Origin of the sequence: Jeotgalicoccus saudimassiliensis (assembly GCF_000756715.1) — a bacterium.
Taxonomy (GTDB): Bacteria; Bacillota; Bacilli; order Staphylococcales; family Salinicoccaceae; genus Jeotgalicoccus; species Jeotgalicoccus saudimassiliensis.
Genome location: NZ_CCSE01000001.1, coordinates 1,844,924 through 1,871,457, shown reverse-complemented (window position 1 = coordinate 1,871,457; position 26,534 = coordinate 1,844,924). Strand labels below are relative to the sequence as shown.

24 protein-coding genes, 2 tRNA genes and 1 pseudogene are annotated in these 26,534 nt (G+C 37.6%); 8 read left to right on the top strand and 19 right to left on the bottom strand.

Annotation, left to right across the window (positions count from 1 at the left end; genetic code table 11):
• Positions 1-3: 3 nt before the first annotated feature.
• Positions 4-534: a chromate transporter gene (locus RZ44_RS09280; protein ID WP_035810668.1), complete on the top strand. Its 531-nt coding sequence runs from the start codon at positions 4-6 to the stop codon at positions 532-534.
• Positions 535-815: 281 nt separating this feature from the next.
• Here RZ44_RS09280 and RZ44_RS09275 read toward each other — a convergent pair whose 3' ends face one another.
• On the bottom strand, positions 816-1,109 hold the full coding sequence (locus tag RZ44_RS09275; protein WP_035810666.1) for a hypothetical protein: 294 nt from the start codon (positions 1,107-1,109) through the stop codon (positions 816-818).
• A gap of 23 nt (positions 1,110-1,132) precedes the next feature.
• Positions 1,133-1,203: transfer RNA gene (locus RZ44_RS09270), tRNA-Thr, on the bottom strand.
• A gap of 116 nt (positions 1,204-1,319) precedes the next feature.
• Here RZ44_RS09270 and RZ44_RS09265 point away from each other — a divergent pair.
• Positions 1,320-2,213, top strand: coding sequence for a diacylglycerol/lipid kinase family protein (locus RZ44_RS09265; RefSeq protein ID WP_035810664.1), 894 nt, complete (start codon positions 1,320-1,322; stop codon positions 2,211-2,213).
• 28 nt (positions 2,214-2,241) lie between these two features.
• On the opposite strand, the gene RZ44_RS09260 is transcribed toward RZ44_RS09265, so the two are convergent.
• The 3 genes from RZ44_RS09260 to istA all read right to left on the bottom strand — a co-directional run bounded on the left by RZ44_RS09260 (position 2,242) and on the right by istA (position 5,973).
• Complete coding sequence (locus RZ44_RS09260) at positions 2,242-3,417, bottom strand: benzoate/H(+) symporter BenE family transporter (RefSeq protein ID WP_035810662.1); 1,176 nt, start codon at positions 3,415-3,417, stop codon at positions 2,242-2,244.
• A gap of 413 nt (positions 3,418-3,830) precedes the next feature.
• Positions 3,831-4,556: an IS21-like element helper ATPase IstB gene (gene istB, locus RZ44_RS09255; protein WP_035810660.1), complete on the bottom strand. Its 726-nt coding sequence runs from the start codon at positions 4,554-4,556 to the stop codon at positions 3,831-3,833.
• Positions 4,549-5,973 (bottom strand): IS21 family transposase, encoded by a 1,425-nt coding sequence (gene istA / locus RZ44_RS09250; RefSeq protein ID WP_035810658.1) that lies wholly within the window; start codon positions 5,971-5,973, stop codon positions 4,549-4,551. The genes istB and istA overlap by 8 nt, the downstream gene beginning before the upstream one ends.
• Before the next feature lie 207 nt (positions 5,974-6,180).
• On the opposite strand from istA, the pseudogene RZ44_RS09240 reads away from it, so the two are divergent.
• Positions 6,181-7,311: pseudogene (locus tag RZ44_RS09240) on the top strand (IS3 family transposase).
• 409 nt (positions 7,312-7,720) lie between these two features.
• On the opposite strand, the gene RZ44_RS09235 reads toward RZ44_RS09240, so the two are convergent.
• The 14 genes from RZ44_RS09235 to RZ44_RS09165 form a co-directional block, all read right to left on the bottom strand.
• The gene (locus RZ44_RS09235) at positions 7,721-9,583 is read right to left on the bottom strand and encodes an AlwI family type II restriction endonuclease (protein WP_035810654.1); all 1,863 of its coding nucleotides are present in this window, start codon (positions 9,581-9,583) and stop codon (positions 7,721-7,723) included.
• 18 nt (positions 9,584-9,601) lie between these two features.
• The gene (locus tag RZ44_RS09230) at positions 9,602-10,558 is read right to left on the bottom strand and encodes a hypothetical protein (protein ID WP_035810651.1); all 957 of its coding nucleotides are present in this window, start codon (positions 10,556-10,558) and stop codon (positions 9,602-9,604) included.
• Between the two features lie 126 nt (positions 10,559-10,684).
• Positions 10,685-11,611, bottom strand: coding sequence for a Dam family site-specific DNA-(adenine-N6)-methyltransferase (locus tag RZ44_RS11335; protein ID WP_035810650.1), 927 nt, complete (start codon positions 11,609-11,611; stop codon positions 10,685-10,687).
• A gap of 6 nt (positions 11,612-11,617) precedes the next feature.
• Positions 11,618-12,838, bottom strand: a complete 1,221-nt coding sequence (locus RZ44_RS11330) for a DNA adenine methylase (protein ID WP_035810648.1) — start codon at positions 12,836-12,838, stop codon at positions 11,618-11,620.
• Positions 12,839-13,252: 414 nt separating this feature from the next.
• A protein-coding gene (locus RZ44_RS09215) for an IS3 family transposase (protein ID WP_141639026.1) occupies positions 13,253-14,397 on the bottom strand; the annotation gives its coding sequence in 2 pieces (ribosomal slippage) (positions 13,253-14,151 and positions 14,151-14,397; 1,146 coding nt in all).
• Positions 14,398-14,595: 198 nt separating this feature from the next.
• Positions 14,596-14,856 (bottom strand): PDDEXK family nuclease, encoded by a 261-nt coding sequence (locus tag RZ44_RS11070; protein ID WP_052108949.1) that lies wholly within the window; start codon positions 14,854-14,856, stop codon positions 14,596-14,598.
• A 202-nt stretch (positions 14,857-15,058) separates the two neighbouring features.
• On the bottom strand, positions 15,059-15,568 hold the full coding sequence (locus RZ44_RS11065; RefSeq protein WP_052108945.1) for a MutH/Sau3AI family endonuclease: 510 nt from the start codon (positions 15,566-15,568) through the stop codon (positions 15,059-15,061).
• 10 nt (positions 15,569-15,578) lie between these two features.
• The gene (dcm, locus tag RZ44_RS09200; RefSeq protein WP_141639015.1) at positions 15,579-16,817 is read right to left on the bottom strand and encodes a DNA (cytosine-5-)-methyltransferase; all 1,239 of its coding nucleotides are present in this window, start codon (positions 16,815-16,817) and stop codon (positions 15,579-15,581) included.
• 85 nt (positions 16,818-16,902) lie between these two features.
• Positions 16,903-17,574 (bottom strand): BglII/BstYI family type II restriction endonuclease, encoded by a 672-nt coding sequence (locus RZ44_RS09195; RefSeq protein WP_171816125.1) that lies wholly within the window; start codon positions 17,572-17,574, stop codon positions 16,903-16,905.
• Between the two features lie 593 nt (positions 17,575-18,167).
• Positions 18,168-18,623 carry a GNAT family N-acetyltransferase gene (locus RZ44_RS09185; protein WP_171816124.1) on the bottom strand — a complete coding sequence of 152 codons (456 nt, stop codon included), beginning with the start codon at positions 18,621-18,623 and terminating at the stop codon, positions 18,168-18,170.
• Between the two features lie 11 nt (positions 18,624-18,634).
• The gene (locus RZ44_RS09180; protein WP_035810634.1) at positions 18,635-19,015 is read right to left on the bottom strand and encodes a VOC family protein; all 381 of its coding nucleotides are present in this window, start codon (positions 19,013-19,015) and stop codon (positions 18,635-18,637) included.
• A 22-nt stretch (positions 19,016-19,037) separates the two neighbouring features.
• Positions 19,038-20,114, bottom strand: coding sequence for an ABC transporter permease (locus tag RZ44_RS09175; RefSeq protein ID WP_035810632.1), 1,077 nt, complete (start codon positions 20,112-20,114; stop codon positions 19,038-19,040).
• A complete protein-coding gene (locus RZ44_RS09170; RefSeq protein WP_035810630.1) occupies positions 20,111-20,833 on the bottom strand; it encodes an ABC transporter ATP-binding protein in 723 nt (240 codons plus the stop codon). The genes RZ44_RS09175 and RZ44_RS09170 overlap by 4 nt, the downstream gene beginning before the upstream one ends.
• Before the next feature lie 142 nt (positions 20,834-20,975).
• Positions 20,976-21,047 (bottom strand) — tRNA-Val (locus RZ44_RS09165).
• A gap of 147 nt (positions 21,048-21,194) precedes the next feature.
• On the opposite strand from RZ44_RS09165, the gene RZ44_RS09160 reads away from it, so the two are divergent.
• From RZ44_RS09160 to RZ44_RS09140, 5 genes are all read left to right on the top strand, one after another.
• The gene (locus tag RZ44_RS09160; protein WP_035810628.1) at positions 21,195-22,505 is read left to right on the top strand and encodes an MFS transporter; all 1,311 of its coding nucleotides are present in this window, start codon (positions 21,195-21,197) and stop codon (positions 22,503-22,505) included.
• 20 nt (positions 22,506-22,525) lie between these two features.
• A complete protein-coding gene (locus RZ44_RS09155; protein ID WP_035810626.1) occupies positions 22,526-23,467 on the top strand; it encodes an ornithine cyclodeaminase family protein in 942 nt (313 codons plus the stop codon).
• Between the two features lie 786 nt (positions 23,468-24,253).
• Complete coding sequence (locus RZ44_RS09150; protein ID WP_035810623.1) at positions 24,254-25,123, top strand: hypothetical protein; 870 nt, start codon at positions 24,254-24,256, stop codon at positions 25,121-25,123.
• Positions 25,124-25,144: 21 nt separating this feature from the next.
• A complete protein-coding gene (locus RZ44_RS09145; RefSeq protein WP_035810622.1) occupies positions 25,145-25,423 on the top strand; it encodes a hypothetical protein in 279 nt (92 codons plus the stop codon).
• Positions 25,424-25,455: 32 nt separating this feature from the next.
• On the top strand, positions 25,456-26,475 hold the full coding sequence (locus RZ44_RS09140) for a tellurite resistance/C4-dicarboxylate transporter family protein (protein WP_035810620.1): 1,020 nt from the start codon (positions 25,456-25,458) through the stop codon (positions 26,473-26,475).
• Positions 26,476-26,534: the final 59 nt, after the last annotated feature.

The window sequence follows — 26,534 nt, the reverse complement described above, 5'->3', positions numbered from 1 at the left end:
CAGATGAAATATATTGATATTTTTATTGCTTTCTTTATACCAGGAGTAGTTGGATATGGAGGAGGTCCTGCGAGTATCCCATTGATTCAAGCAGAAGTAGTTGACCGATATAAATGGTTAACAATTGATGAGTTCGGAGAAATATTAGCATTAGCTAATGGTCTCCCAGGACCGATTGTTACAAAAATGGCAGGCTATATAGGTTATGAAGTTGGTGGGGTTTTTGGAAGTATTATTGCTCTATTTTCCAGTGTTGCTCCTTCATTAATTGCTATGTTAGTTCTATTAGGTTTAATAACAAAGTTCAAAAATTCCCCAGTAGTTAAGAAGTTAACAAACTATATAAAACCAACAATTGCTATTTTACTCGGAGCACTAACTTTACAATTCTTCCTTCAATCTCTTGAAGGAGCTGGATTATTTCATACAGTAATACTTTTAATAGTTAGTTGGATATGCTTAGAGAAGTTCCGAGTTCATCCTTCTCTAATAATAATTGGAACATTATTTTATGGATTAATATTTATAAGTTAATAATTTACAGAATAACGTTTAATATTCTAATTAAATCAATGATTATATAAAAATCTTCCTGTTATTTTAATTAATAACAGGAAGATTTTTTACTTTTTCTTATTTGTATAATTGGAAATTAGCGGCTTAACGTAGCTCATTATTTTTTCTCTTTTAACAGGATCTTTCATCGTTTCTTTAATCACTCTCATAATCAATTTCTTCATATTATTACCTTCAATCTTCTATTTAAAAGCTTATCTATCATAACACCATGATATCTTTTATAAAACAATAAATACCTAGTCCGGACGATGGTTCTGAACTTTTAAATTCAGGCCGAAGACGATAAATGAAATAATCATAAGAATTAATATTACAAGCCGGTAGACCTCAAATGAAGGATCTATTCTCATAATCATAAATAATTCAAAGAAAAACCAGCCGGCTGTCACAGTAATAAAGGCTGCTTTAAAAGCCTTTGCCAGCATATTACCTTTTACTTCTTTACTCAGCCCGGTATCTTTAAAGAATTTCACTGCTGTAACAATTGAGTAAATCAAAACAATAAGGAGCACTGCACCTATTGTAATCATGTTGGGTAGTCTCCCTTTTCTTAAGCCGACAGCGAGAATCGAACTCGCATTTCAGCCTTACCATGGCTGCGTTCTGCCATTAAACTATGTCGGCATATTTTTAGTATCAGCTTTTACTATAGTATATTCTCCGTGTTTTATCTACCCCAATCTGTTCTGCTGCTGCGGTATAATAAGTGTTAGAGACTTATACAGAACGGAGGGTGGAATATGAAGAAGGCATTGATTATTATTAATAAGACTTCAGGCATGGGTAAAAAAGCACGGCTGGAAGAGGCACTGATCCGCAATTTAAAATCTCAGAATTATGAACCGGTTATCAAATATACGGAACCGACCGGGTTCGAAAATATACTTGCGGCACACGCTGCAAGTATTGATCTAATCGTTGCTGCAGGCGGTGACGGGACCATCAGTGAACTCGTCAGCATTCTTGGCAAACATAATATTAATCTCCCTGTTGCGGTGATTCCCGCCGGCACGGTTAATGACTTTGCCAGAGCCAATAACATTCCGCTCAATCCGATTCTTGCTGCTAAAGAATTGGATACAACCCGCACAAAAACAATCGACACGATTAAAATCAATGATACGTACGCAGGCTACATGGTGGCATTCGGCAACTTTATGACATCATTTGCGAAAGTAAACAGCTCGGTAAAAAATAAAGTGGGACGTATCGCCTATCTCATTAAAGGAATCAAAACACTGATAAAGTTAAATCCATATCGCGTGAGTATTAAAATAGATAAACTGGAGATGGAAACAGACTCTGTGTTTACACTTGTCTCTAAAATATCGTCAGTCGGCAGCGTCGAGAAACTGCTCCCTGAAGCGAAACCGGATGACGGACTGCTTCATATACTAAATATCGAACCGATTAATATTAAAGACATCGTGCAGCTGATCTATATGGCGTTTACAGGAAATATTACAAATCATCGGAAAGTGATGTATCTGACAGCTGATCAGGTTGAAATTCAGACGAGTGATTTAAAAGAAATGAATATCGACGGAGATTTATATGATTATAAAGATGTGAAGGTAACGGTTGTGAAAGATGGACTGACACTCACTGAAAATAAAAACAAGAATCCAGTCTGATAAGACTGGATTCTTTATATTTAACTCCCTATTTCCTTACCACTTTCGCCAGTATTGTTCCGATTAAGAGTGCCCAAACCGGCGCACTGATATAAAAGATAGAAATTCCTGATACAGAAATAATATAGGTAAAAATGACTGCCATTGTGTATTTGGAATTCCCGAAACTCGTTCTCATCGTTGAAGCAAATACCCCGAGCAAAACAAAACCTGCAAGCATCGCCATCAGCGCTTCAGGCAGCTCAAACATCAGCGGCACCAGTGCCCATGCGAACAGTCCGAAGATCAGCATAATAATACTCGATATAACTGAAGCAACATAGCGTTTATCAGTTTCGCCCGACTCTTCATCAGAAGCAATCGTCGTCATCATTCCTGCAACGTTTGCTGACTGTCCGCCGAAGAAACTTGTAAATATCGACAGAATACCGCTCACCGTTAAAATATTATTTGTCGGTGCATGATAACCGCTGCGTTCAAGCGCACCGACAGCCGGTGTCGCATCATTGCTTAAAATCATCAGCGCCAGCGGAATTGAAATCGAGATTGCCCCTGCCAGTGAAAACTCCGGTATATGCACAATCGGCATCACAACTTCCGTTCCAAGTGCGGACATATTAAATTCATGGAACACAAAGAAGACAATCACACTTGTGAGCACTGAACCGAGCATTGGCGGAATTCTTAAATCCCACTTCGTTAATATAAAGTAGACGGCAATGGCGGTAATACCGACAATCGGCAGCTCCTGTGCTGCAGGAATTAATCCGACCACGTAACTCGTTATAATACCGGCGAGCATGGCGGAAATAATTTCCCTTGGAATCCAGCTCATGACCTTTTTAAATATGCCTGAAATACCGAACAGCATAATAATAATGGCGGTGATTATAAAACCGCCGACGAGTTCTGAATATGTAAAATGCGGTGTCACCGTGACTAAAAATGCGACGCCGGTAATAGAATGGGCTCCGACGATAGGCATACGGTAATAGAATGCCATAAGCAAGCCGAATAAGGCACCGAAGAACTGCACAGCGTAAAACCAGGAGATCGTCTCGATATGAGAAAACCCGCCCGCTGCCGCCGCTTCAATGACGATAATCGGAGCGCCGACGATACCGAGGGTCCCGGTTATGATACCGGCAGAGATGTTTTGTGTGTTTAGATCATTGATAAAGCCTCTGTTATAAGTATTGTTCATATGGCTGTCTCCGTCAGTTTAAATATGTAATACTCTGATAATACCATTAGATTCTTACTTTTTAATAATTATAGACAATTTATAATTTGCATGTTCACTTAATCCTTTTAAAAATTCATTCGTAACGTCATGCGAAGGGAATCTGCACTCAATTATATAACACTCTTCTCCGCTGTTTTTGTCATACCTGCAGTCTATCCTCGAACACCGTTTTGTTTAAATTGATTCACCCATGTTTTTAATGATTTAGTATTTATCTCATGCTTCGCTGATAATATACGATAGCCTAAATTACTATTTAAGCATTTGAATCGTCTACACTTGATTGGACAACTCCTATGTGTGTTTCGCAACTAGAAAGTACATAGAAATGCAATGAAAAGTGCAGAGTGTTGCCACCCTGTTTGATTTCTTTACAACGATTTTGATAATGCATTGGCGAGCCGATAACTTTCACCGGTAAATGACAGAATATGTGCGTGGTGAATGAGCCGGTCCACTAATGCAGCGGTGAGTCTGGAATCAATAAAGATTCTATTCCATTGGCTGAACTCCAAGTTAGATGTAATAATTAAACTTTTCTGCTCGTACCATTCCGAAATGAGCTGAAAGAGTAACTCCGAACCTGCTTTACTAAACGGTAAATAGCCCATTTCATCTAGGACAATCAATTCTACTTTTTCAAATCGTTTTCTAAACGCAGTCAATTTGTCCTGTTTCAACGCAGTCTCCAATTGTTCGACGAGATGCGCGACGCGAAAAAAACGAACATCATACCCCTGCTCACATGCTTTTCTGCCTAAAGCTGTCGCCAAATGCGTTTTACCTGTGCCAGGAGAACCAATTAGCACAATGTTTTCCCGATGCTCCAGAAAAGACAAACTGCTTAATCCAGTTTGATCGATATGGGCAGGGAAACGAATCTGATCATGCCATTCATAACTGGCAAGGCTTTTTGAATCTAGAAACTTTGCTTTTTTGATGAGACGTTGCACTTTCGCTGCCTCTCGCTTTCGAAATTCTTCGGCAAATACGGCCTCTAAAAACTGTGCCGGCGTGTCGTAGTCTACAGTTTCATAGATATCTGCGACATAAGCCAACCGCAATGTTTTACACATCTCACGTAACGTCTCACTCATAAGTTAACACCCCCGCATCAGACGGAGCCAATGAGTCATAGCTTGCCCAATCGACACCGTAGGCATCATCTGTTTTATTTTGAAATAATTCATAGAATTCCTGATTGATACTTTGCATATCACGTGTGACAAGTAGATTAGCCAACGCGTTTAACCGTTCTTTTCTGAGTGATAAATCTTCTACTATAAGATAATCTTTGATTCTGACAGGTAAATACTTCGCATATCTGGAATAAGGCACGACCCTGGGTTTTCGTATCCATTCTTTGACGACTGTATGCCACGGAATAGCCCGGCGTTTATTCATGTACGGTCGATAATCATCGATTAGTATCTCACCATCTTCAGTGACGGCTTTATATCGGTCCCATGTCAATATTAAATACAACCTTGGATAATTGGCTGCTTTAGGAATATGTATCCGAGTTTGATCCAATGTGACTTCGTTATACTTATTCACTTTAACTTCCATTTCTTTAAAGACTGGATACGCGGCCGTCGCCAAATGGAGTAGATATTTGAATTCATCTTGCCATAATACTGATATCAACACATTCTTTTCATAATGAAGCCGGGTTCTATCTTGAATCAACTGCTTCCGAAGCCTATCGGTTAAAGTTTCGAAGCTCTCCATCACTGGCGATGCACTAAAGAAATTGTACCGCACATAGCCGACCTTATTTTCAACGCTGCCCTTCTCATGGCCACTTCTCGGATTACATACCTGCACATCAAAACCATAATGATTCTGGAACTGGATGAACGCATCCGTTAATTCTGCGTCTCCAAACTTTGAACGAATCTTTTTAACAGCTGGCGTTAAATTATCAATCCGAATTTGTTTCGGAACACCGCCACATTGTTCGAACAATATCTTTAAACCATGCAGAAAACACTCTTGGTTCTCTCCAGGCAAGGGGACAGCGAACGCCGTATTACTATAAGGGAAAGACATGACCAATGTATGAACATCAACGAATGCACCATCTTTCACAGTTTCCATGACGCCGAAGTCGACCTGGGCTTCTCCAGGTGGATGTTCCAAACGATCATATCCTTTGTCATGGCTGTCTTCACTGTGACTGTTTTTCCATTCATCAATGAAGTAACATACCGTTCGATAGGATCCTTTAAATCCGTGAGTAGTCAGTTCTTCAAATATTTGTTTCTTATTTCGTCTGAGTTTACGTTTCAAGCGCCGGTCTTCGAATAACCAGCTCGACACAATCTCTCCCCATTGTTCTTCATACATCATTCCGGATTTTCTGTTGCGTTTTGATTCAGGTAATTGATCCTCATCTGCATATTTCTTAGCGGTACGCCAATTAATTCCGAGCGTTTTTTGTATTTCTGATATGGATAGTCCTTTAGTGTTTCTTAAGTGTTTGATACAATTAATATCGGACATTGCTAGCATCCTTCCAACCTCCACTGTGTTATTGATTCGACACCAATAACGGTAGAGGGACTTGGGGTGACTGGCAAGTCTTTTTTTATTATCTGCACCAAATTAAATCAGTGCAGGACTCTGCATGTTTACCTTGCAAAGCTCTGCACTTTTATTTTGCCATACACATCCTATGAGGGAGGTTATTGTTAAATCAATGAAAGTAGGCGTTTTTTTATGTCAAGAACGAGAAGAACATTTACCCCTGAATTTAAACTACAGATGGTCCGATTATTTGAAAATGGTAAATCAAAATCTGAAATTGTACGGGAGTATGATCTCACGGCTTCAGCTTTAGATAAATGGGTTAAAAATCATCAGAACACAGGTTCATTTAATCATATTGACAATTTATCTGAAGAAGAGCGCGAACTCAGAAGACTTCGCAAAGACATTCAACAGTTAAAAATGGAAAACGAGATTCTAAAGCAAGCAGCGCTGATCATGGGACGAAAATAGAAGTCATTCGTAAGAATGCACACAAATATTCAGTGTCAGCAATGTGCAAAGTCCTGCAAATCTCTAGAAGTACCTATTAAACAAAGGACCAACAAGCAGTGTGAGCGCGATAACGATATCAATGAAACGATTATTCAGGTATTTAATTCAAACCGAAAATGTTTTGGTACCCGAAGAATAAAAAATGCGTTACATAAACTAGGTTTGACAGTCTCGAGAAGACGCATCGGTCGGGTCATGAAACAGAACAATCTGGTGTCAACCTATACTATCGCAAGCTATAGGCCCTATCCGTCGAAGTCGAACGAGCGTCTGATCACGAATGGTCTAGACCGAGATTTTAACAGAGCACAACCAATGGAAGTCATTGTCAGTGATTTAACATATGTAAAAGTAGCAGGAAAATGGCATTACATATGTGTATTTATTGATCTCTTTAATCGAGAAATTGTTGGGTACAGTGCAGGTTCAAGAAAGAGTGCTGAGCTGGTCTTGTCATCAATCAGCACCATTAAGCATGATTTAAGAGATGTGCAGATGTTTCACACAGACAGAGGAAAGGAGTTCGATAACCAGCTGATTGATGAAGTTTTAGATGGCTTTGATATTGAAAGATCACTTAGTATGAAAGGCTGTCCTTATGACAACGCTGTGGCTGAAACCACGTTCAAAGCGATGAAAACTGAATTTATTAACCAATATACTTTTATATCATTAAAACAATTAAACATCGAACTATTCGACTACGTAAACTGGTATAACAATATTAGACCCCATGGTGCATTGAATTATCTCACGCCAAAGGAGTATAAAGAAAACTTCTATAAAAACTGTCTAATATTCTGTTGACACACCAAAAGAATGAAATGAATAAAGAAGAGAGTGCCTTAAACAACTAATGGCTGAATGAAACGTGATATATCAGATCTAAATCTGATATATCACGTTTCTCTAGGCTTTTCATTTATATTAATAAAAAAAACCATATCCATAATGATAGGGCAAAGTCATCCTCCCGAGATAACTTTGTAAGTAAAATAACTCACAAAACGGAGTTAGCTTAATTATTTCAGTAAAGCAATTCGACACTATTTAATTTTTTATACTTTTAAATAGTGATTCTGCTAAGAACCGTTCATTATTAAGCTTTTTTCGCTTAGTGACTGTGCTTACACTTTAATATTATCAACAATTAATCTAGAGATATTCTCATGAAATAAAACCACCGTCTAGCTTATTTTGAAAAACGGAAAATTAATTAAGCCCCCCATTGGTCAATTATGTTATCTACACTTGTTAACCAAGCAGTCGAGTCACTTCCAGCAGCTACGTGTCTATTAAAGATTTCAGACAAAAGTGTCTGGAAATCCTTATGAGTTACTCTTTTTCCTCTATTATTCAATTCCTTTACTTTCTTTAATACGTCTACATATTGGTTGATTGTAAGTGGTACTATTTTTTGAGTTTTTCCCTCATATCCCATCTTCACACTCATCCAAAACGTATTTAGAGTATCACGATGAATACTTGGTGCAATGAATAAACAGTAGTTCTCCATTGTATTAATATTTTTACGTTCTTCAAAATCTCTCAAATGTCTCATTACAGGTTGTCCTTCATTAATCCACTGGTCTCTTCCTCTTAGAAGAGTCACTTCGCAAATCATATTAAATGAAGAATAAAAGCATTCTATGTCAGGATTATTCCCTGCTGCCGTGAACAACGGTATATTGTCATCTCCAACTGAGTAGTTCGGCGCTATTTCTTTTGCATCATCCAGGGCCATTAATGACATAGTAATATAATACTCTAAATTAAGAGGATCTTGTCCGCTAATACTTTTCTTCCTATTAGCTAATTCCGTCAGTTTATTAATGTAAAGATCAATGTTGTGGAGACTTCTTTCTCTTAATATCGTCATATCATTTTTAAGTGTTTTTATTATTTCTCTAAGTTGAGCAATTTCTCGATTATAGTCATTAATAGTGTTTAAACTTTTCTTGGTTAATAAAAATTGGTGTAACACATGACCTTTATATTGTTTATTTAATTCAGTTTGTAATGAGTCAGCCTGCTTCAATAAGTTTTCATAGACAGCTTTTAAATCATCTAAATTTTCCCATGGAAGGGCCGGTTGATTAATATCTGACATGTAACTTAGATAACTGTCTGAATCAGAGAAATAAATAGAGCTACCATTAAAGTTCTCTAAAAGGCTCTCTATTTCCACTATTCTTGTAGGAGCTAAATCTACATACCTTCCATTGCCTCTGTAGTAGAGTAACTTTGTTTGTCTAAAATACCTTATAGCGGAGTCTCCATAGTCACTGAGAGTATTAACTTTTACTTCTATCTTCTTTTTATCACTTCTGTCTAAATTGAAAATTTCAATGGCTTTTTCTACAAACCTTCTTTCAACATAACTGTGAGCTTCATTTTTGTCTAAAGATCTTTTTTCCATTCGAAAGTCTATTATATTTTTAACTGTTTCACTTATATCACGATAATCAATTAGTGTTGTAAGAAATAGAGAGAACTCCTCTTTAGAGACTCCTACTGCTTTCTCACCAAGTGAATTCCATTCTTTGTTTACTTTATTGATTACATGCATGACTGCAATGAAAGGAATGATATCGAGTTCTTTGTATCCTCTATCGATTGGGTTGGGTAGTTGCCATTTCAGAAAATATCTAAAAAAAACAGAAACCAAATCCACTTCATCATTTAGAAGTTTTTTTCCTAATTCAGTAATCTTAACAACGCCCATAGATTCTTTTGCGATTGCTAAACCCATTTTAGTGATATTACTGACTGCTGTTCTTCCACGGAAAGCGTAAATAAGTTCCTGGTCATCTGCAAAACTTTTATTTTTATAGTGGACTTGACTTAATATATCTTTTACCTCTTCGTCAGTAAAATCTTCCGGATCTTCATATTTTTTCTTGTAGTAACCAGATATACCTGTGGGCGTATACTCTTTAGTTTTTATAAGCTCTTTAAAGAATAAGGCTTGAGCTTCTACATTGAACTGTCTTCCTTCAAGTCTTGATAATGCTTTTAAAAACCCTACAATTCTTTCTGGATTTCTTACAGTAGTGCTTATACTCCATGTACCCGGCATAATATCTCTCTCCTAAATTTATAAGAATTCGCTTCCATAATATTTTTTATTATCGTCGAAATTCTTGAAGAAATCTTCATCATATTTTTTGCATTTAAAATCAATAAAATACTTTTTTTGAGTAGCGGCATACTGGTTCATATCTTTTAACCAGCCTAAAAAAACATTTCTACTCATAGAGTATTTTCTTTCGGCTAATATTCCTTGTTCAACATCTAAATCCAATACTTCGATTATAGAAATACGTTCATTAGAGTCATCGCTATAACTAATCAGCAATAGTTTTCCATTAAAAAATTTTTTTGTTCTCCATAATGAAATAAACTTTTGTTTGTTGTCATTTGATTTTTTAGTCCAAGAATATCTCATGGGATGTGCTTGTATATTATTAACAAAATTACTTTCTCTTTTTAAAAATTCATATATTATGTATTCGTTTGTTGATGAAATAAATTGAAATAAATCTAAGTCAAATCCTTTAGTCGGATCACTTCCTAACAAGCTCTTAGTCAGTTCTAAACCGTTATCGTCATCAAATTGACTGTCTTCATAAATTGATTGCAATAAGCTGTTTACATAACTATCTAAGTGAGTGGATCGGACTGAGCCTAGCCCTTTCGAGTTACTTTGTCCATCTATATTATTTAAACATTTGAACCAAGACCGTAATTCTACATATGACCAAACTTCTCCAGAAATACCGTTTGAATTTAATTCAATCTTAATATATTTATTTCGATCTTTTTGGTAAAAGATAAAGAGTCTAATAACTGTGTCTATTCTTTTTAGAAAGTTTATTTTACTATTCTCTGTCTTAGAAAGCGAATTGGATAAAGATTGCCATAAATCATCTGGTTGAAGCAGTTCATTTTCATTTTTAAAGAGAAGATCAATGTTTTCTAATTCCATAAACTCGTAGAAATAATAAAGGTCATTTTTTTTACTATATTGAACTCTATCTATTGTATATAACATCTCTTCACACTCCCTTACTAGACCATAAATCCTATAATTTTATTATAATTCTAATCATCTGTTTATTATATACATTTATAGGAAGAAAAGTAAAAAGTCTTCTCATTTTCACTGAGAAGACTAAAATCATTTAATATAGTTAGTAATCAAAACTTCCGATGTGTTCGAGGTTTTTTCTTTAATTTGATAATTTGAATTCCTATAATTATAGTCCAAGTAGTTTATATAATACTTAGCTGCCCAATTTTTTAAGATAAGATTCTCTTTTCCTTTATGTTCGAGTACATTAGAAAGGGCAAATTTTATGCCTTTAGCATTCAATTCATCTAGTAAGTTCAATAATTCTTTTTCTTCAGTTTCAGTCCATCCATTTTGTTCATTATAAGTAGCAGTCGAAATTAAGTATGGCGGATCGGCATACAGAAAGTCTCCTTGAGATAAATCAATACTCATTTCTCTAAAATCTTCACATCTAAAGATCATGTCATTTTTTTTAATAATCTCTATGAATTTTGTAACATTTGTTTTTATTTTTTCGTTAAAATCCCTTTTCCCTACCGGAATATTATAATTACCCGCTTTATTGAAGCGAATTTGATTATTGAAACCGAATATAGTAAGTACAAAAAAGACCAAATCAAAGTAAAAACTATTTTCAGCTTTATTATTATAATAATCTCTTAATTTTTTGTAGTTTTCTTTATTATAAACTGATAACCCACTAGCTGAGTCACAATTATAATGATGATAACCATATAGAGAGGTATTAGTTAAACCGAATTTATTTATGATATCCTCTATAGCAGAAAAAACTTCTTCTTTGCTTAACACCTTTAAAGTGTTGAACAATCGAATAACTTCTTCTTGTTTATCTATACAATAAATAGTCTCTTTTGCCTCAATATTGATTGCAACATTAGCTCCTCCACAAAACAAATCAATAAAATTATTTATATCATCAGGAAAATAAGGAATTATCTGCTTGAGAAGTTTATGCTTTCCTCCTGTGTAATTAAGGCAAGATTTTATATATTTCATATCTGTATTCGGCATTATCCATCACCCATCTATTTTGCAGAGATATAGTAATTCTTTGTGACCCTCAATATTAGTCTTTCCGGTTGTGTAAACTTTAAAGTCTGTTTCAAAAACCTGTACTTCTCCTCTTTTTTGAAGAATTTCCACTATCTCTTCAGAAGAAATCTTAGCATTTGATCTACCTACGCCTTTTTCCGCCATGTTATTATATGACACTAGAATATACTTTCCATGAATATTCGAAACTAAATCCTCGAATGCTTTTGGAGCTTTTTGAGTACAATAATCACTTTTGATATGTGCCCTATCCACCATTTTTTTAGCAACGCCAACGACTTCTTGTTCTTTCCATTCTGCTATATTCTCTAGAAGGTGATAAGCATCTCCATATTGTCGAGAGTTGTATGGGGTATCAATGTAGAATAAATCTGCACTAATTTCTCTCACTAGTATATTGGCATCTTTTTGATAAATTTTGTTCTCTTGATTCTTAATTCCATCAATTTCTGGTACTAATAAATTTAGTTTCCCCAAAGAATCTAATTTTCTTCTATATGCGTCATAATGTCCCACAGTATTGGCTACTTTATCCATAGCGTAAAGCAACGAAGTAATAAGAATTGCCTTTTCTCGGAATGTTAAAGAATCCGATAATTGTTCAATACACTCTCTTATGTAACCAATTTTTCTAGCATTGTCTTCTGTGAAATAGGTGCCGCCAAAATGTTTTGAGACATAGTTCTCTTTAGTAACAACTACATTATTGAAATCCTTAATAATATTTTCAAGTTTTTTATAATCCACTTCTTCGCTGCTAAACCATGTCCAATATGACAAGTAATTTGAATATAATATATCGTTGACTATTATTTTCTTGCCCTCAGCTTTGAATCTATCAGCAACTACTCCTGTTCCACCGAAAATATCTGCAACCGTATGAACATTTTCACAGTTTTCCTCAACAACTTTAGAAATAAAATTTAATAATTTATATTTACTTCCTAAGTATCGTCGGTTGTTTATATTGAATTTCGTATTTTTTATGGCTGGAATAGACAAATTTACCTCTTTTCCCTTAATGATATTCGATATTTCTTTTACATGTTCTTCAGTCCACATTCTCCAACCTCTCCAATCTTTCTCTGGAGGAGACACGTTTCCCTCTCTAATCCAGTTATAGAGAGTTTGCCTTGATAATTTAAATTGCTCTAATAACTCTTTAGTACGTAGTTGTGTACTCATTTTCTCACCCCTTTTAAGCAACAAGGCATCACTTCACTTTTACTACTTTGTATTGTATCACTATCACCGAAATTTTTGCATACCTTTAATCAAATTCTTATGAATTTTTATTCCTCCAATGCTAATAATACATTAAGGTAGTCCTCTATTTTCAATAGGAACACCCGATGGAACAATCATAAAAAATATATGATTTTCTACATAAAGGGACATTTAAGTACTCAAATATGAGGTTTTAGCTTATTAAACGTTTAAAAACATATCAAGAGCTAATTCATCACCAGCCTTCTTTTATCCATTCCTTTTACCTTCGTTCAAAGTATGTTACCCCTTTGATTATTAAATAACTTTAACAGAGTCAATCAATTAATAGACTCTCAAATATTTCGTCTGTAATTTTTGATCTCTGGTGTGTCAACAGAATATTAGACAGTTTTTATAGAAGTTTTCTTTATACTCCTTTGGCGTGAGATAATTCAATGCACCATGGGGTCTAATATTGTTATACCAGTTTACGTAGTCGAATAGTTCGATGTTTAATTGTTTTAATGATATAAAAGTATATTGGTTAATAAATTCAGTTTTCATCGCTTTGAACGTGGTTTCAGCCACAGCGTTGTCATAAGGACAGCCTTTCATACTAAGTGATTTTTCAATATCAAAGCCATCTAAAACTTCATCAATCAGCTGGTTATCGAATTCTTTTCCTCTGTCTGTGTGAAACATCTGCACATCTCTTAAATCATGCTTAATGGTGCTGATTGCCGACGAGACCAACGCAGCATTTTTTCTTGAACCTGCACTGTACCCAACAATTTCTCTATTAAAGAGATCAATAAATACACATATGTAATGCCATTTTCCTGCCACTTTTACATAGGTTAAATCGCTGACAATGACTTCCATCGGCTGTGCTCTATTAAAATTTCTGTCTAGACCATTCGTGATCAGACGCTCATTCGATTTCGATGGATAGGGATTGTAGCTTGCGACAGTGTAGGTTGATACTAGGTTGTTCTGTTTCATGATCCGACCAATACGTCTTCTCGAGACTATCAAATCTTGTTTATGTAACACTTTTTTTATTCTTCGGGTGCCAAAACATTTTCGATTAGAATGAAATACCTGAATAATCGTTTCATTAATATCGTTGTCTCGCTCATACTGCGTATTAGTTTTATGTTTATTAATTTCAAAATAATAGGTGCTTCTAGAGATTTGAAGGACTTTGCACATTGCTGACACTGAATATTTGTGTACATTCTTACGAATGACTTCTATTTTCGTCCCATGATCAGCGCTGCTTGCTTTAGAATATCGTTTTCCATTTTTAACTGTTGATTGTCCTTGCGAAGTCTTCTGATTTCACGCTCTTCTTCAGATAAATTATCGAGATGATTAAATGAGCCCGTGTTCTGATGATTTTTAACCCATTTATCTAAAGCTGAAGCTGTGAGATTATACTCCCGTACAATTTCAGCTTTTGACTTACCATTTTCAAATAGTCGAACCATTTGTAGTTTAAATTCAGGGGTAAATGTTCTTCTCGTTCTTGTCATAGTAAAATCGCCTACTTTCATTGATTTAACAGTAACCTCCCTCATGGGAGTTGTCCAATCAAGTGTAGACGATTCACTAATATGAGCTACCCTATTATATGTTATCCCTGGTAAATTACTACTATATTGACCATCTTGATTCCTATCTATTTTCAACCCTCTTCTTAAGAGTTGTTGAGTTTCATTGTAAACTTCACTCTATAATATCTCTTCTGGTACTGTCCAAAACTTTATGCCTTTTAATACAGCTTTATCTTCCTTATTCTTTTGAAAAACAACAAATAACCATTGAGTAGCCTCTAATTTGACTTTTAACTCTGAATCATCAAAAGCAGTAGCATATGCTTCTTCAAAATCAAAATTTTCAAAAGACATATGTTGAACTAACTTCTCTTTTTCATTATATGTTACTGTTTTAAATCGGATATAGAACTTTGAAAATTCTTCAATTTTATTCAATTGAGTTCCTGTTATACCCAACATTTCACTGACTAAAAGTTGCAGATAATGTTTAGCTTTACTTAAAGTATATTTAAAGGATTTTGCTATATCCTCATCTGTCTTCCCAATATACTTTGTAAAATATTCACTAATAATCTCTTCTCTAGGATTCTGTATGAGTTTTTCAACGGTTGTAAAGGATATTTTCGCTATTAATATATTATCTAACCAGAGATGTGACGTAACCCTTCTTTAAAGAATATGCTCTTGTTTTTGCAGGGATATCTGAAAAGGGTTGACTTCTTGTTGCCCCAGGAGCACCTTTCGTGGCAGCCCCGAGTATATTAGTATCTCTTTCAGACAATTCATCCGCTTGTCCCATTTTTATTTTATTCCTTATTACATCCCAATCTTTCTTTATGATTTCTAAATCCTTTTCACTAGATTCATGTAATACAGTTCTTTCTATTCTAAAATTTGCATCATCAGGCTTGTTGTTTGCACCTAAAACATAAGTATAGAAAAAAATTAATAACTTATTATTCTTTTTCCAGAAGCTCGATTCATAAAAGTCTTTGGTAACTTCTGAATTATAATTTATCATGCCTAAAGATATTCTTTCTTTCGCTACTATTTGATCACTTGCATTTTCGATAATATAAATTATTGTAACAATTTTACAGAATCCAATCAAAATATTCAGAGAAAAAAGAGTATATAAAAAGTCCATTTAAATGGACTTAAAATAATTCTATTTGTGAAGTTCCTTCCGGATAATCCAACTCTATTTTTTCAATCTCATTACCTAATCGAGTAACAAGCGGGACAACTAACGCATTTCCCATACAAAAGTATCTAGCTCTGTCTGACATTGTATCAGTCCAATTATCAGGAAAACCGTTTAATCGTTCTGCCTCAATAGGGGTTATTAATCTTCTTTTACCGTCTTGTTCAATGATGTGCGTACTTCTATTAGATGTTCCTTCACTTGTCAACATTGTCCGTCCTGGTAAGTCTAATGAGTCTACTTCGCTCATTCCACCTTCTGAATAGATATACTTAAAGCCCTCTTTCGATGTTCTCTCAATCTTTTTACCACCACGCATATACTTAAACTTCTCTATCTTAGCATCGTCCAGAATGAATTTATCCTCTACTTCTTCTTCAAGAATATCTTTTAGTGGAATTGCTTTCTCGTAAATAGGTATCGTATCAATAGTCGTTACTTCACCGTTTCTCATAATTCCTGAGTTAAAGAATTTATATGAAAACTCGTCAGAAACTTCTACAATATCATTAGATAGTGTTACAGAACCTACTCTATTTTTATTTGGTACTGGCTCTACAGCGAATGCCCTTGCAAAAAGCCCATTCTTATATATCATTTGTTCATTGTTATAATTATTCATTTCTTTTGAATAAGTCATATTTCTACGATATGCAAAAATAAATACCCTTCTTCTTCTCTGAGCATTTCCGTAGTCAGCAGCATTAATAACCCGCCACTCAACATCGTAACCTAACTCATTTAATGTAGATAGCATAACTGCAAAATCTCTACCACGTTGTGATGACGGAGATTTTAATAATCTATCCACATTCTCTAAGAGTACATACTTCGGAATTGTATTTTGAATAACTCTAACTATCTGCCAAAAAAGTACACCCTTTTTCCCTGCTATACCTAACTCTCCACTCAGTGATCTAGCTACGGAGTAATCTTGACAAGGAAAACCACCAACTACAAGGTCTGCATTTGTCTCAGCTAGTTCTCTGTCACTAACTTCAGCAATATCTTTATTACTATGTATGCCAGTATTAAATTTTGTACTATAGCAATCAAATGCATGCTGTACTTTTTTTCCAGGCTCCCATTGGTTCCCCCAGGTTACTTCGAACATTTTGTTATTAGTATTTTCAAGTCCAATCCTAAAACCACCGACACCTGCAAAAAGCTCAGCCACCTTAAGTTTTTGCAATATTAACTCCTCCATCTCGCTCTTTTCATGTTATAAAATTATACCATAGAGCCCGATTAGGATCAACTTTATTGTTTAAAGTTCTTTATAAAATACTTGATACAATCTCACCATTTTCATTTATATACTCACCTATTTTCAGTTCTGTACCGCTATGTAGTTTTATGAACCCTTTCGTTGTATTTCCTTTTTTGCGATGCGTTATTTCAAATGTTTCTGGAGATTCAATTCCAATAATAATCATTGGGATTGTTAGTTGGTTCATTAGGGGTTTACATTGCTCACAGTATCCTTCAAAGGTACCAATTGCATTATCAAAACCACCTGTTCTCTTCATGTCCTTAGTAACTGTAATTATTATTCCAAAGTTAGTTTGGAATTTCTTTTCTACATGATTTAATTCAGAAGCCAAAACTGGTTTCATTAAATTTACCGTTGTAGCTGAACTGTGATTAAATGCAACCTCTAAAGAAAAATGAGGTGGTGAAACAAAATCTAAACGCCAATCTCTTGTAGTTGCATTTAATTTAGAATCTTTAAATATTTGACTCTCAGTCTCCCAACCTAAGTTTGTTAGACGATTTTTTATTAACTTATTAATAGTTTTTGCTAAACTTTTACCACTATTCAATGTTTGATATGCATTTATCAAATCTTTTTCTGAAATGTTTTTTAACACATTACAAAGTTCTACGAATTTCTCTGAAGCACCGTCCATATCATTTACAATTTCTAATCCATATCTGTGAGATTTCATTATAAACTGCATATTATCACCATATTTTATAAATTTTATACAACTATAACATGAGTAAATATTTTTCTATCGAAATTTACCAATAATATGGAATATTTATTGAGGTAATTTTTTTATAGATTTATAATAGTAGAGGAATTAAAAATGTTTCTACTTCATAGAAAAATGGGGATATATACTTTGAAATCATACAGTCAAGCCAAAAAAGAAGCCAAATTACTCTTAGATTATATTAAATTGATAGAACAATTTGAGATTAATACCTTAAGTGATTTAATAATATATCAATATGCTATTCATAATAGTATTAGCAAGGTTATTAAGGCAATTAAATCTCAGAACACCTCATTCTCGTTTAGTATTGAGTACGAAAAAATCACTTCCAATTTTATTAAAAACACAATACTTTCCACACCTCAGAATCAGTTACACTCAACAATTAAAAAAGGTTACTTAAGAAAAACGAAGCCTCAGAGGAATAGTAAAAATCAATATAAATAAATTTGAGAATCAGACGAAATATCTTGTCTGATTCCCAAATGCGAGTCTAGTATGCTAACTCTCTTAATCTTTTGTAATTATAAAATAGCAACTTATGATTTATACTTCATCACATACTCATTATTCTCTTCATCAAACTCTCCATATTCAAATCCAAGCGACTCCAGCAGTTTCCCCATCACGTCATTGCCTTTAACATAATCCGCAATGAGCACATCAAACCTGCTGTCCGCTTCAAATTGCTTCATCACTTTCTCCACAATCGCTCTGCCGTATCCTTTGCCCTGATGGTCCTTATCCACCATCATCCGCCAAATCATTAATTCTTTTTCTTCCTCGTCTTCATCCAGCAGCACAAATCCTACCACCGTTTCACCATCCTGCACCGCATACGGAAACACGTCTCCTGCTTTTCTATAAAGATACGCATCCGCAATCGATCTCACATTCGGTGCTATAAATTTGGCTTGGTTCTGCTCGTCTGTCACTTTCAGCTTCAACACCGCTTCATAGTTCTCTTCATTTATCTCAACAAATTCAACCATCATTCAGTCCCCTATCAAACCGCTTCACTCACCGCAAAGTAATTTTCCTGCCCGTCGTTAAAGTTAAATGTCTTCATCCCCGGTATCTCCACCAGTTCTCCGACATTGACACCTTTTTCTTTCAGCTCCTCATACACCGCTTCAATATTCTCCACTTCAAACATTAATGACGGCGTTTCCCTGCTCACTTCCGGACTGTATTTCTCGATAAATTCCAACGGAAACATCACGATCGTCGTTTCTGATTCAGCATCCGGCGCCACTTCATATCCTTTATAGTTCTCCATCAGATCCAGTTTTTCTTTCACCGTAAAGCCCAATTGATTCGTCCAGAAGTCCACCGCCATATCGATATCTTTCACATACAGCATGACGTTCGCCAGTTTTTTTATCATTCAATCAGTCCTTTTATAAAGATTACACTCTCCGGTGTTTCTTCAGCCCTAAAATACTCAGCACCGTAAAGCCAATAATGAACAGTGCTAAAGCCAGCAGTTCATTCCAAATATACGACCAGCTGTTTCCTTTAATCATTACTTCGGTCAGCGCGTCTCCCGCATATCTCAGCGGAAATCCATAGCCGATGTTATTAAACCAGTCTCCAATATAGTCAAAAGGAATTAATCCCGATAGAAATATCTGCGGCACAGTGACTAAAAGAATCAGCACCATCATACGGACTTCGCTTTTCGACAGCAGCGCGATCAGCATACCCGCTGCCGCACCGCTGAATGAGAGCAGTATATAAATGACAAACACCCATACCATACTCCCGGCAATCGTTACATCCAGCAGGTAAATCGAATACAGCACCAGCAGGACTGTTTCCAGCAGGATAAACAGACCGAGTCCCGTTAAATAACCGAGAATCACCTCACTCCGTCTGATTGACGTTGCCAGCACCCGTTCCAGCGTGCCTGACACGCGTTCCCGAAACAGTGTAATACTGGTAAAGACCAGCACAAAGAAAAACAAAACCAGACCTGTCAGTATCGGGAACATTTTTTCAAAATACGTACTTGCTGAATCACCGTATAGAAAAGATGTTTCAATTTCAATCTTCGGAATCTCGGCCTCTTCCGGCAGAGCTGCCATAATTCCCTTCAGTCTTTCATCCTCCACAGCACGGACACCTGTCTCAACCGCCTGTTCTGCAGCAGCTGTTTTCGGCGGGTCTTCATTTTTATAAGTGACATTAAGTCCCTTGTCTTCCATGCTGGCAAAGGCGTCCAGTTCATGGGTATCGAGCAGTGTGTCAAGCACCGGTGTCAGTTCATAGATCAGAACTTCCACATCTTCCGGCAGTCCTTCTGTAAAGGTCGGGTCCATCGTATCCGGTACGCCTATACGTATATCCGTTTCATTTTTGACATCAAAAACCAGATACATCAGCGTAATGACAACGAGCGGCGCCAACAGAACCCACAGCAGCATTTTAACATTACCAAGCATACTCCTGAATGTCTGCACAGCAATTGTCCCGACCCCCGTCATGTAACCGCCTCCATATTTATGAACACTTCTTCGATTGAAGCTGCTTTATATTCATTCATCAATGCTTCAGGCCGCCCTGCTGCCACTATTCTGCCCTTATTAAGAAGCACCACTCTATCGTATTGTTCGACTCCGCTCATCCCTTGAGTTGCTGCGATAATGCCCGCATCTTCATCTGCGAGCGTCCTCAGATGATTCCATACCGACAATCTCAGCTCTGGATTAATCCCTGCCCCGGGCTCATCCAGCACAATCAATTTAGGACTGCCAAGCAAAGCAATAGCCAGTGACAGTCTCCGCTTCATGTCCCCTGAAAACTTCGATACCTTGTTACTCCCAGTTTCATGCAGTCCAACCAGCTTGAGGTTTTTATCGATTTCGCTTTTAAGTTCTTGTCCTTTAAGGTTTTTCAGTTTGCCGAAAAACACCATATTCTCATGCGCTGTCATCGTTCCGTAAATTGCTGCTTCCTGGCCCATATAGCCAATCTTACTCAGCATTTTCCGCTTCGGCATCTGTTCATCCAGCACATGTGCTTTTCCGTCTGTTAAATCTTCCATACCAATCAGGCAGCGGATACACGTTGTCTTGCCGGATTCCTCCGGGCCGATCAGTCCAACTATTTCTCCGGCTTTAACAGTTAAATTAATATCAGTCAGCACCTGATTAAAGAAAAATTTTTTATCAGCATCCTGCAGTGAAGCAATTATTTTAGTCACAGTTATCACGACCTTTATGTATACAATTATACTGACAATTACCCTCTCTTACATTCACTTAAGCATATAACAAATATTGTAAATCTGACAAATAAAAAAAGCTGCACGATGTAAAAACATCGTACAGCTTTTATACAGTTAATGATTCCGAGTGGGATTGAACCACCGACCTCTTCGATGTCAACGAAGCGCTCTCCCGCTGAGCTACGGAATCGTAATATTGACTACTTATATACTTTAAGCCAGTTCTGAAAATAAATCAACTTATACTAAGCATTTTATATTTCCTGAATATTATAATTTTTATGTCAATGAGTTTTAATATGTGCTAATCTATAGCCAGACAAAGGGGAGGTTTACTATGGATAAAAAGTTAAGAAGAAAAGTATTATCAGCAAGTCTGATTGGTTCATCGATTGAATGGTTCGACTTTTTCCTGTATGCAGCTGTTGCAAGTATTATTTTTAATACGCAGTTCTTCGTTACAGATGATGCGTTCCTGTCGACGATTCTGGCCTATTTCGGTCTTGCATTGTCATTCTTTATACGTCCTTTAGGGGGAGTCATCTTTGCACATATCGGTGATAGAATCGGACGTAAGAAAACATTAATTATTACTTTAAGCTTAATGGGATTCGCAACTGCCGGAATCGGCTTGTTACCTACATACGCGCAAATCGGTATCGCAGCACCGCTGCTCTTACTCTTGTTCAGATTGATTCAGGGGCTCGGCATCGGCGGAGAATGGGGCGGCGCCCTGCTCCTCGCAACAGAATATGCGCCTAAAAAACAGCGCGGGCTGTTCGGAAGTTTTCCGCAGATGGGTATTCCTATCGGGCTGGTGCTCGCCTACGGATTCTTCTTCCTGCTGACATGGGCAATGCCTGAAGAAATGTTTCTCGCATGGGGATGGAGAATTCCGTTTATCTTCAGTCTGCTGCTCGTTGTTGTCGGCCTGTTAATCCGTAAAGGTCTCGATGAAACGCCGGCGTTTGTTCAGATGCAGAAAGAAGCAGCTGAAAAAAACGAAGTCAGACGTCTGCCGATCGTTGAAATTTTTAAGAAGCACCCGAAAGAAGTACTGATTACGACAGGTGCTAAATTTGTTGAAACCGGACCGTTCTATATCTTTACAACGTTCATCGTCGGTTACGGTGTCTCGAGTCTCGACGTATCATTCGAGTTTATGATGCTGTCGATTATGGCGGTATCTGTGCTCACGACGATTATGATTCCGGTTATGGGCAGTCTGTCCGACAGAATCGGACGGAGAAAGATGTTCCTGATTGGGGCAACGGCGATGCTGATTTACGCCTTCCCGTATTTCTTTATCGTGAATACACATGAACCGATGCTCGTTATTTTAGCAACATTTATCGGACTGGTTGTAATCTGGCCGCCGATTACGGCAATACTCGGCACGATGTTCTCCGAATCATTCAGTAAAGAAGTACGTTATACTGGAGTTACGCTCGGCTATCAGATCGGTGCTGCAGTTGCCGGTGGTTCTGCACCGCTTATTGCTGAATTCCTGATGAACCAGTTCAATGGTTCAAGCATTCCGGTGTCACTGTACATTGTTATGACAGCAATTGTGTCACTGATTGCAGTATTCGCAATGCGTGGAGAATCCGCACAGGATAAGGAAGACAGATTAATGAACGCCGAATAATACCAGATGGAGTGAATACATTGATTACACTGACAGACAAAGAAATAGAAGAAAAATATAAGATTAGTCACGCAATCAAAGACGTTAACGCGATTTTAAAAGATTACAATGAAGATAAGATCGTCGAATCAATCCGCACAGTGCTGCCTGCCGGAAAAGACAGCTCAATGCTGTATATGCCGTGCATCAGCTTAACGCAGCAGGTATCGATTATTAAAACAGTGTCGATTTTCCCGACGAATAAAAACCTGCCGACAACACAGGGGAACATTTTAGTTACGGACCTGACAGACGGCGCCCATAAGGCGACGATGGATGCCTCGTACTTAACGAGACTCCGTACAGGTGCGATGACTGCCATCGCCACTGATAAACTGTCACGCGATGACGCGAAAACATTAGGCGTTATCGGGACAGGAAACATGGCATTCGAACAGGTTTTAGGTGTTGTCGAAGTACGTGACATTCAGAGAATTTATCTGTTTAACCGTACTGCCGAAAAAGCAGAAGCGTTTAAAAAACGTCTCGAAGACTTTGGTATCTGGGCAGACATTGAGGTCATTGCAGACGTTGACGAACTCGTTAAACAAAGCGATATTATCAACTGTGCAACGCAGAGCAAAACGCCGGTTTACAACGGTGAACTACTTAAAGAAGGCACGCACGTAAACGGTGTCGGTTCGTTTACACACGAGATGAAAGAAATGGACCGTGCAGCAATTAAGCGCGCCGATCATATCTATGTCGATGATATGGACGGTATTAAAGACGAAGCAGGCGAGCTGATCGATGCGGTGGAAGCAGGCATCATCAGCTGGGACGATATCAGAGGCACACTTGCTGATATATACGACCAGGGCTACCTGCGCCAGAACAATACAGACATCACAATCTACAAATGCGTCGGCGCAGGGTACTTTGACCTTGCAGTCGCAGGCGGCGTTATGAAGATGTTCGCATAAATTTTGAATGATATTTAAGGAGGCGGATCCGGAAGGATTCGTCTTTTTTGTTTTTATTATAAAAAGGGATTGCTATGAGAGGTGTTCATAGACTTTCTAAACGTTACGGAGTTCTATGAAGAGTGTTCATAGACTTTCTAAACGATGCGAAGTTCTATGATGAGCGCTCATAGACTTTCTAAACGTTGCGGAGTTCTATGATGAGCGCTCATAGACTTTCTAAACGTTGCGGGGTTCTATGATGAACGCTCATAGACTTTCTAAACGCTGCGGAGTTCTATGAAGAACGCTCATAGACTTTCTAAACGATGCGAAGTTCTATGAAGAGTGCTCATAGACTTTCTAAACGTTGCGGAGTTCTATGATGAGCGCTCATAGACTTTCTAAACGCTACGGAGTTCTATGAAGAGCGCTCATAGACTTTCTAAACGTTGCGGAGTTCTATGAAGAGCGCTCATAGACTTTCTAAACGTTGCGGAGTTCTATGATGAGCGCTCATAGACTTTCTAAATGCTGCGGAGTTCTATGAAGAGTGCTCATAGACTTTCTAAACGTTGCGGAGTTCTATGATGAGCGCTCATAGACTTTCTAAACGCTACGGAGTTCTATGATGAGCGCTCATAGACTTTCTAAACGCCGCGGAGTTCTATGATGAGCGCTCATAGAACTTCAACAACACACTCCTCCCCCGATTTAACTCATTAACATATTTAAGGTATAATTTAATTAAGATAATCGTTTACTGATTTACCTGCACACCGATACTAAAAAGAAGGATGTGTTCTGATGCGTTTTTTAATTTTATCGTTTTTTATATTGCTTCTTGCTGCCTGCAGCAATGCCCAGCCGCTCGACGAACCTGAACCGGAAACTCAGGATGAAGAAACTGCCGAAGAGGAAACCAATAAGGAAGAAGATGCCTCAAAAAAAGAGGAGCAGCCTGAAGAACCTGAACTGGACCCTGCTTACGACAGCAGCGGCAATGTCGATGTGCTCTCTCCAAACTTCCACAAAGATTACCTGAACAACTATTATTACAACAGTTACGCCGGCATTGAGCGCGGCATGACTAAAGATGAGGTTGCGGGAGTACTCGGGAAACCTTCGGATGAAGATGATGTTCCTGTCGACGAAGTATTTAACGATATCGGCGTAAGATATGCTGAACCGGACGGAACTGTTACTCAGATTCTGATTACGCCGGATGAGGATATTACTCTCGACGAGGTCATTGAATCCTTCGGTGAACCGACACAGGATTTAGCGCCTGAAGATACAGGCACAACCGTACGTATTTTAACGTATCAGCCGGATGAGGATTCAAACTTCTACATCGCGGTTGAGGGCGATGAAGATGATAACGTCAGTCTGATTTATCCTGCTTATACATCCAACACTGAGGTTGTTACCGAAGAGAATGTGATGGATTTTATCCGCGCATATTACGATAAAAATGTCATCGATATATCTCTGATCAGCTTCGATGATCCGGTAATGAATGAAGAAGGTTATTTTGAAATCCCCTTCACGAACAATCACCACGGCTTAACGGGAACCTTCAGAGTATGGACATACGGTCAGGTTGAGTACATTAACGAGAACGGCGAATATGCATACGGCGAGTTCATTCCGTATGCCGATGGTAAAATCAAATAAGTTTCTTTAGGAGGAAACACTATGTGGCTGCTCATTATAGTTCTTGCCGGTATCGGCGCCAGCATTATCAGTAATTACCTTTCCCACAAACATAAGATGGAAAAACTCAAACTGCAGCAGATTGATAAAGAAATCGAACTCCAGCGGCTGAAACAGGAGAACTATCTGCTGGAGAATGAAGAAATGAAAGTTGTACTCGACCGTATTAAGGCGGATAACAAACGTCTTGAGGACGAAAAAAACAGCCCGTGGCTGATTCAGGAAACACGGGAGAGAAAGCTCGAAAATGCAGAATACTGAACTTATTTTAAATTGTAGAAAGCGTGACAATCATGATTGAATTTTTACAGCGCCAGTCCCGACATTTATACCCGGGCTATTTTGCAATGGTCATGGCGACCGGCGCTTTATCATTATCACTGTGGTATTTGGACATTCCGCTCGCAGCAGAAATGCTGCTGTATTTTAACGTATTTGTATATCTTCTGCTGCTCGTCCTGAACGGTGTCAGGCTGATGTTTAATACGCGCGATTTTCTGCAGGATCTGAACGACAACGGTAAGGGTCCCGGATTCTTTACACTGATTGCCGCTTCAGGTGTGCTCGGCAGCCAGTTCGTCATCATTAAAGATATGTTTACGGCCGGAGTGATTTTCTGGTATGCGGCTTTTATCGTATGGATTATTTTGATGTATACATTCTTTACTTTAATTATTATTAAAAAATCAAAACCGCTGGCCGATGAATCCGTCAACGGCGGCTGGCTGCTTGTCGTTGTGTCGACGCAGTCACTCGCTGTGCTCGGTACGCTTATAGCCGGCAGCAGCTTTACCGAAGTGATGTTATTTATTTCGTTATGCCTGTTCCTGCTCGGATGTGCGCTGTATTTAAATATTATTGCTTTTATCTTTTACAGGCTGATGTTTTTAAAAATTGAAGCAATGGCACTGACTCCTCCTTACTGGATCAGCATGGGGGCACTTGCGATTACAACGCTCGCAGGTTCTGTGCTGATATTGAACAGCGCAGGCATTGTCGCTGAGCTTGAAATTTTCATTAAAGGATTTACGCTGTTCTTCTGGGCACTCGGCACATGGTGGATTCCGCTGTTGATTATACTCGGCGTCTGGCGTCATATTGTTAACCATTATCCTTTATCCTATACACCGGATATGTGGGGAATGGCCTTCCCTGTTGCAATGTATACCGTGGGTACGGTCAACCTGTCGATGGCGCTGGAACTTGAGTTTCTGATGGTGATTCCAAAACTCACAATTTTTGCTGCAGTTATCGTCTGGCTGTTAATTATGACAGGACTCGTTGTGCATCACGGTAAAAGATTTAAAATTTAATAATGAATATGCAGGGCTCATTGTCACACTAACTCTTTTACTGTGACAGTGAGCCCCCT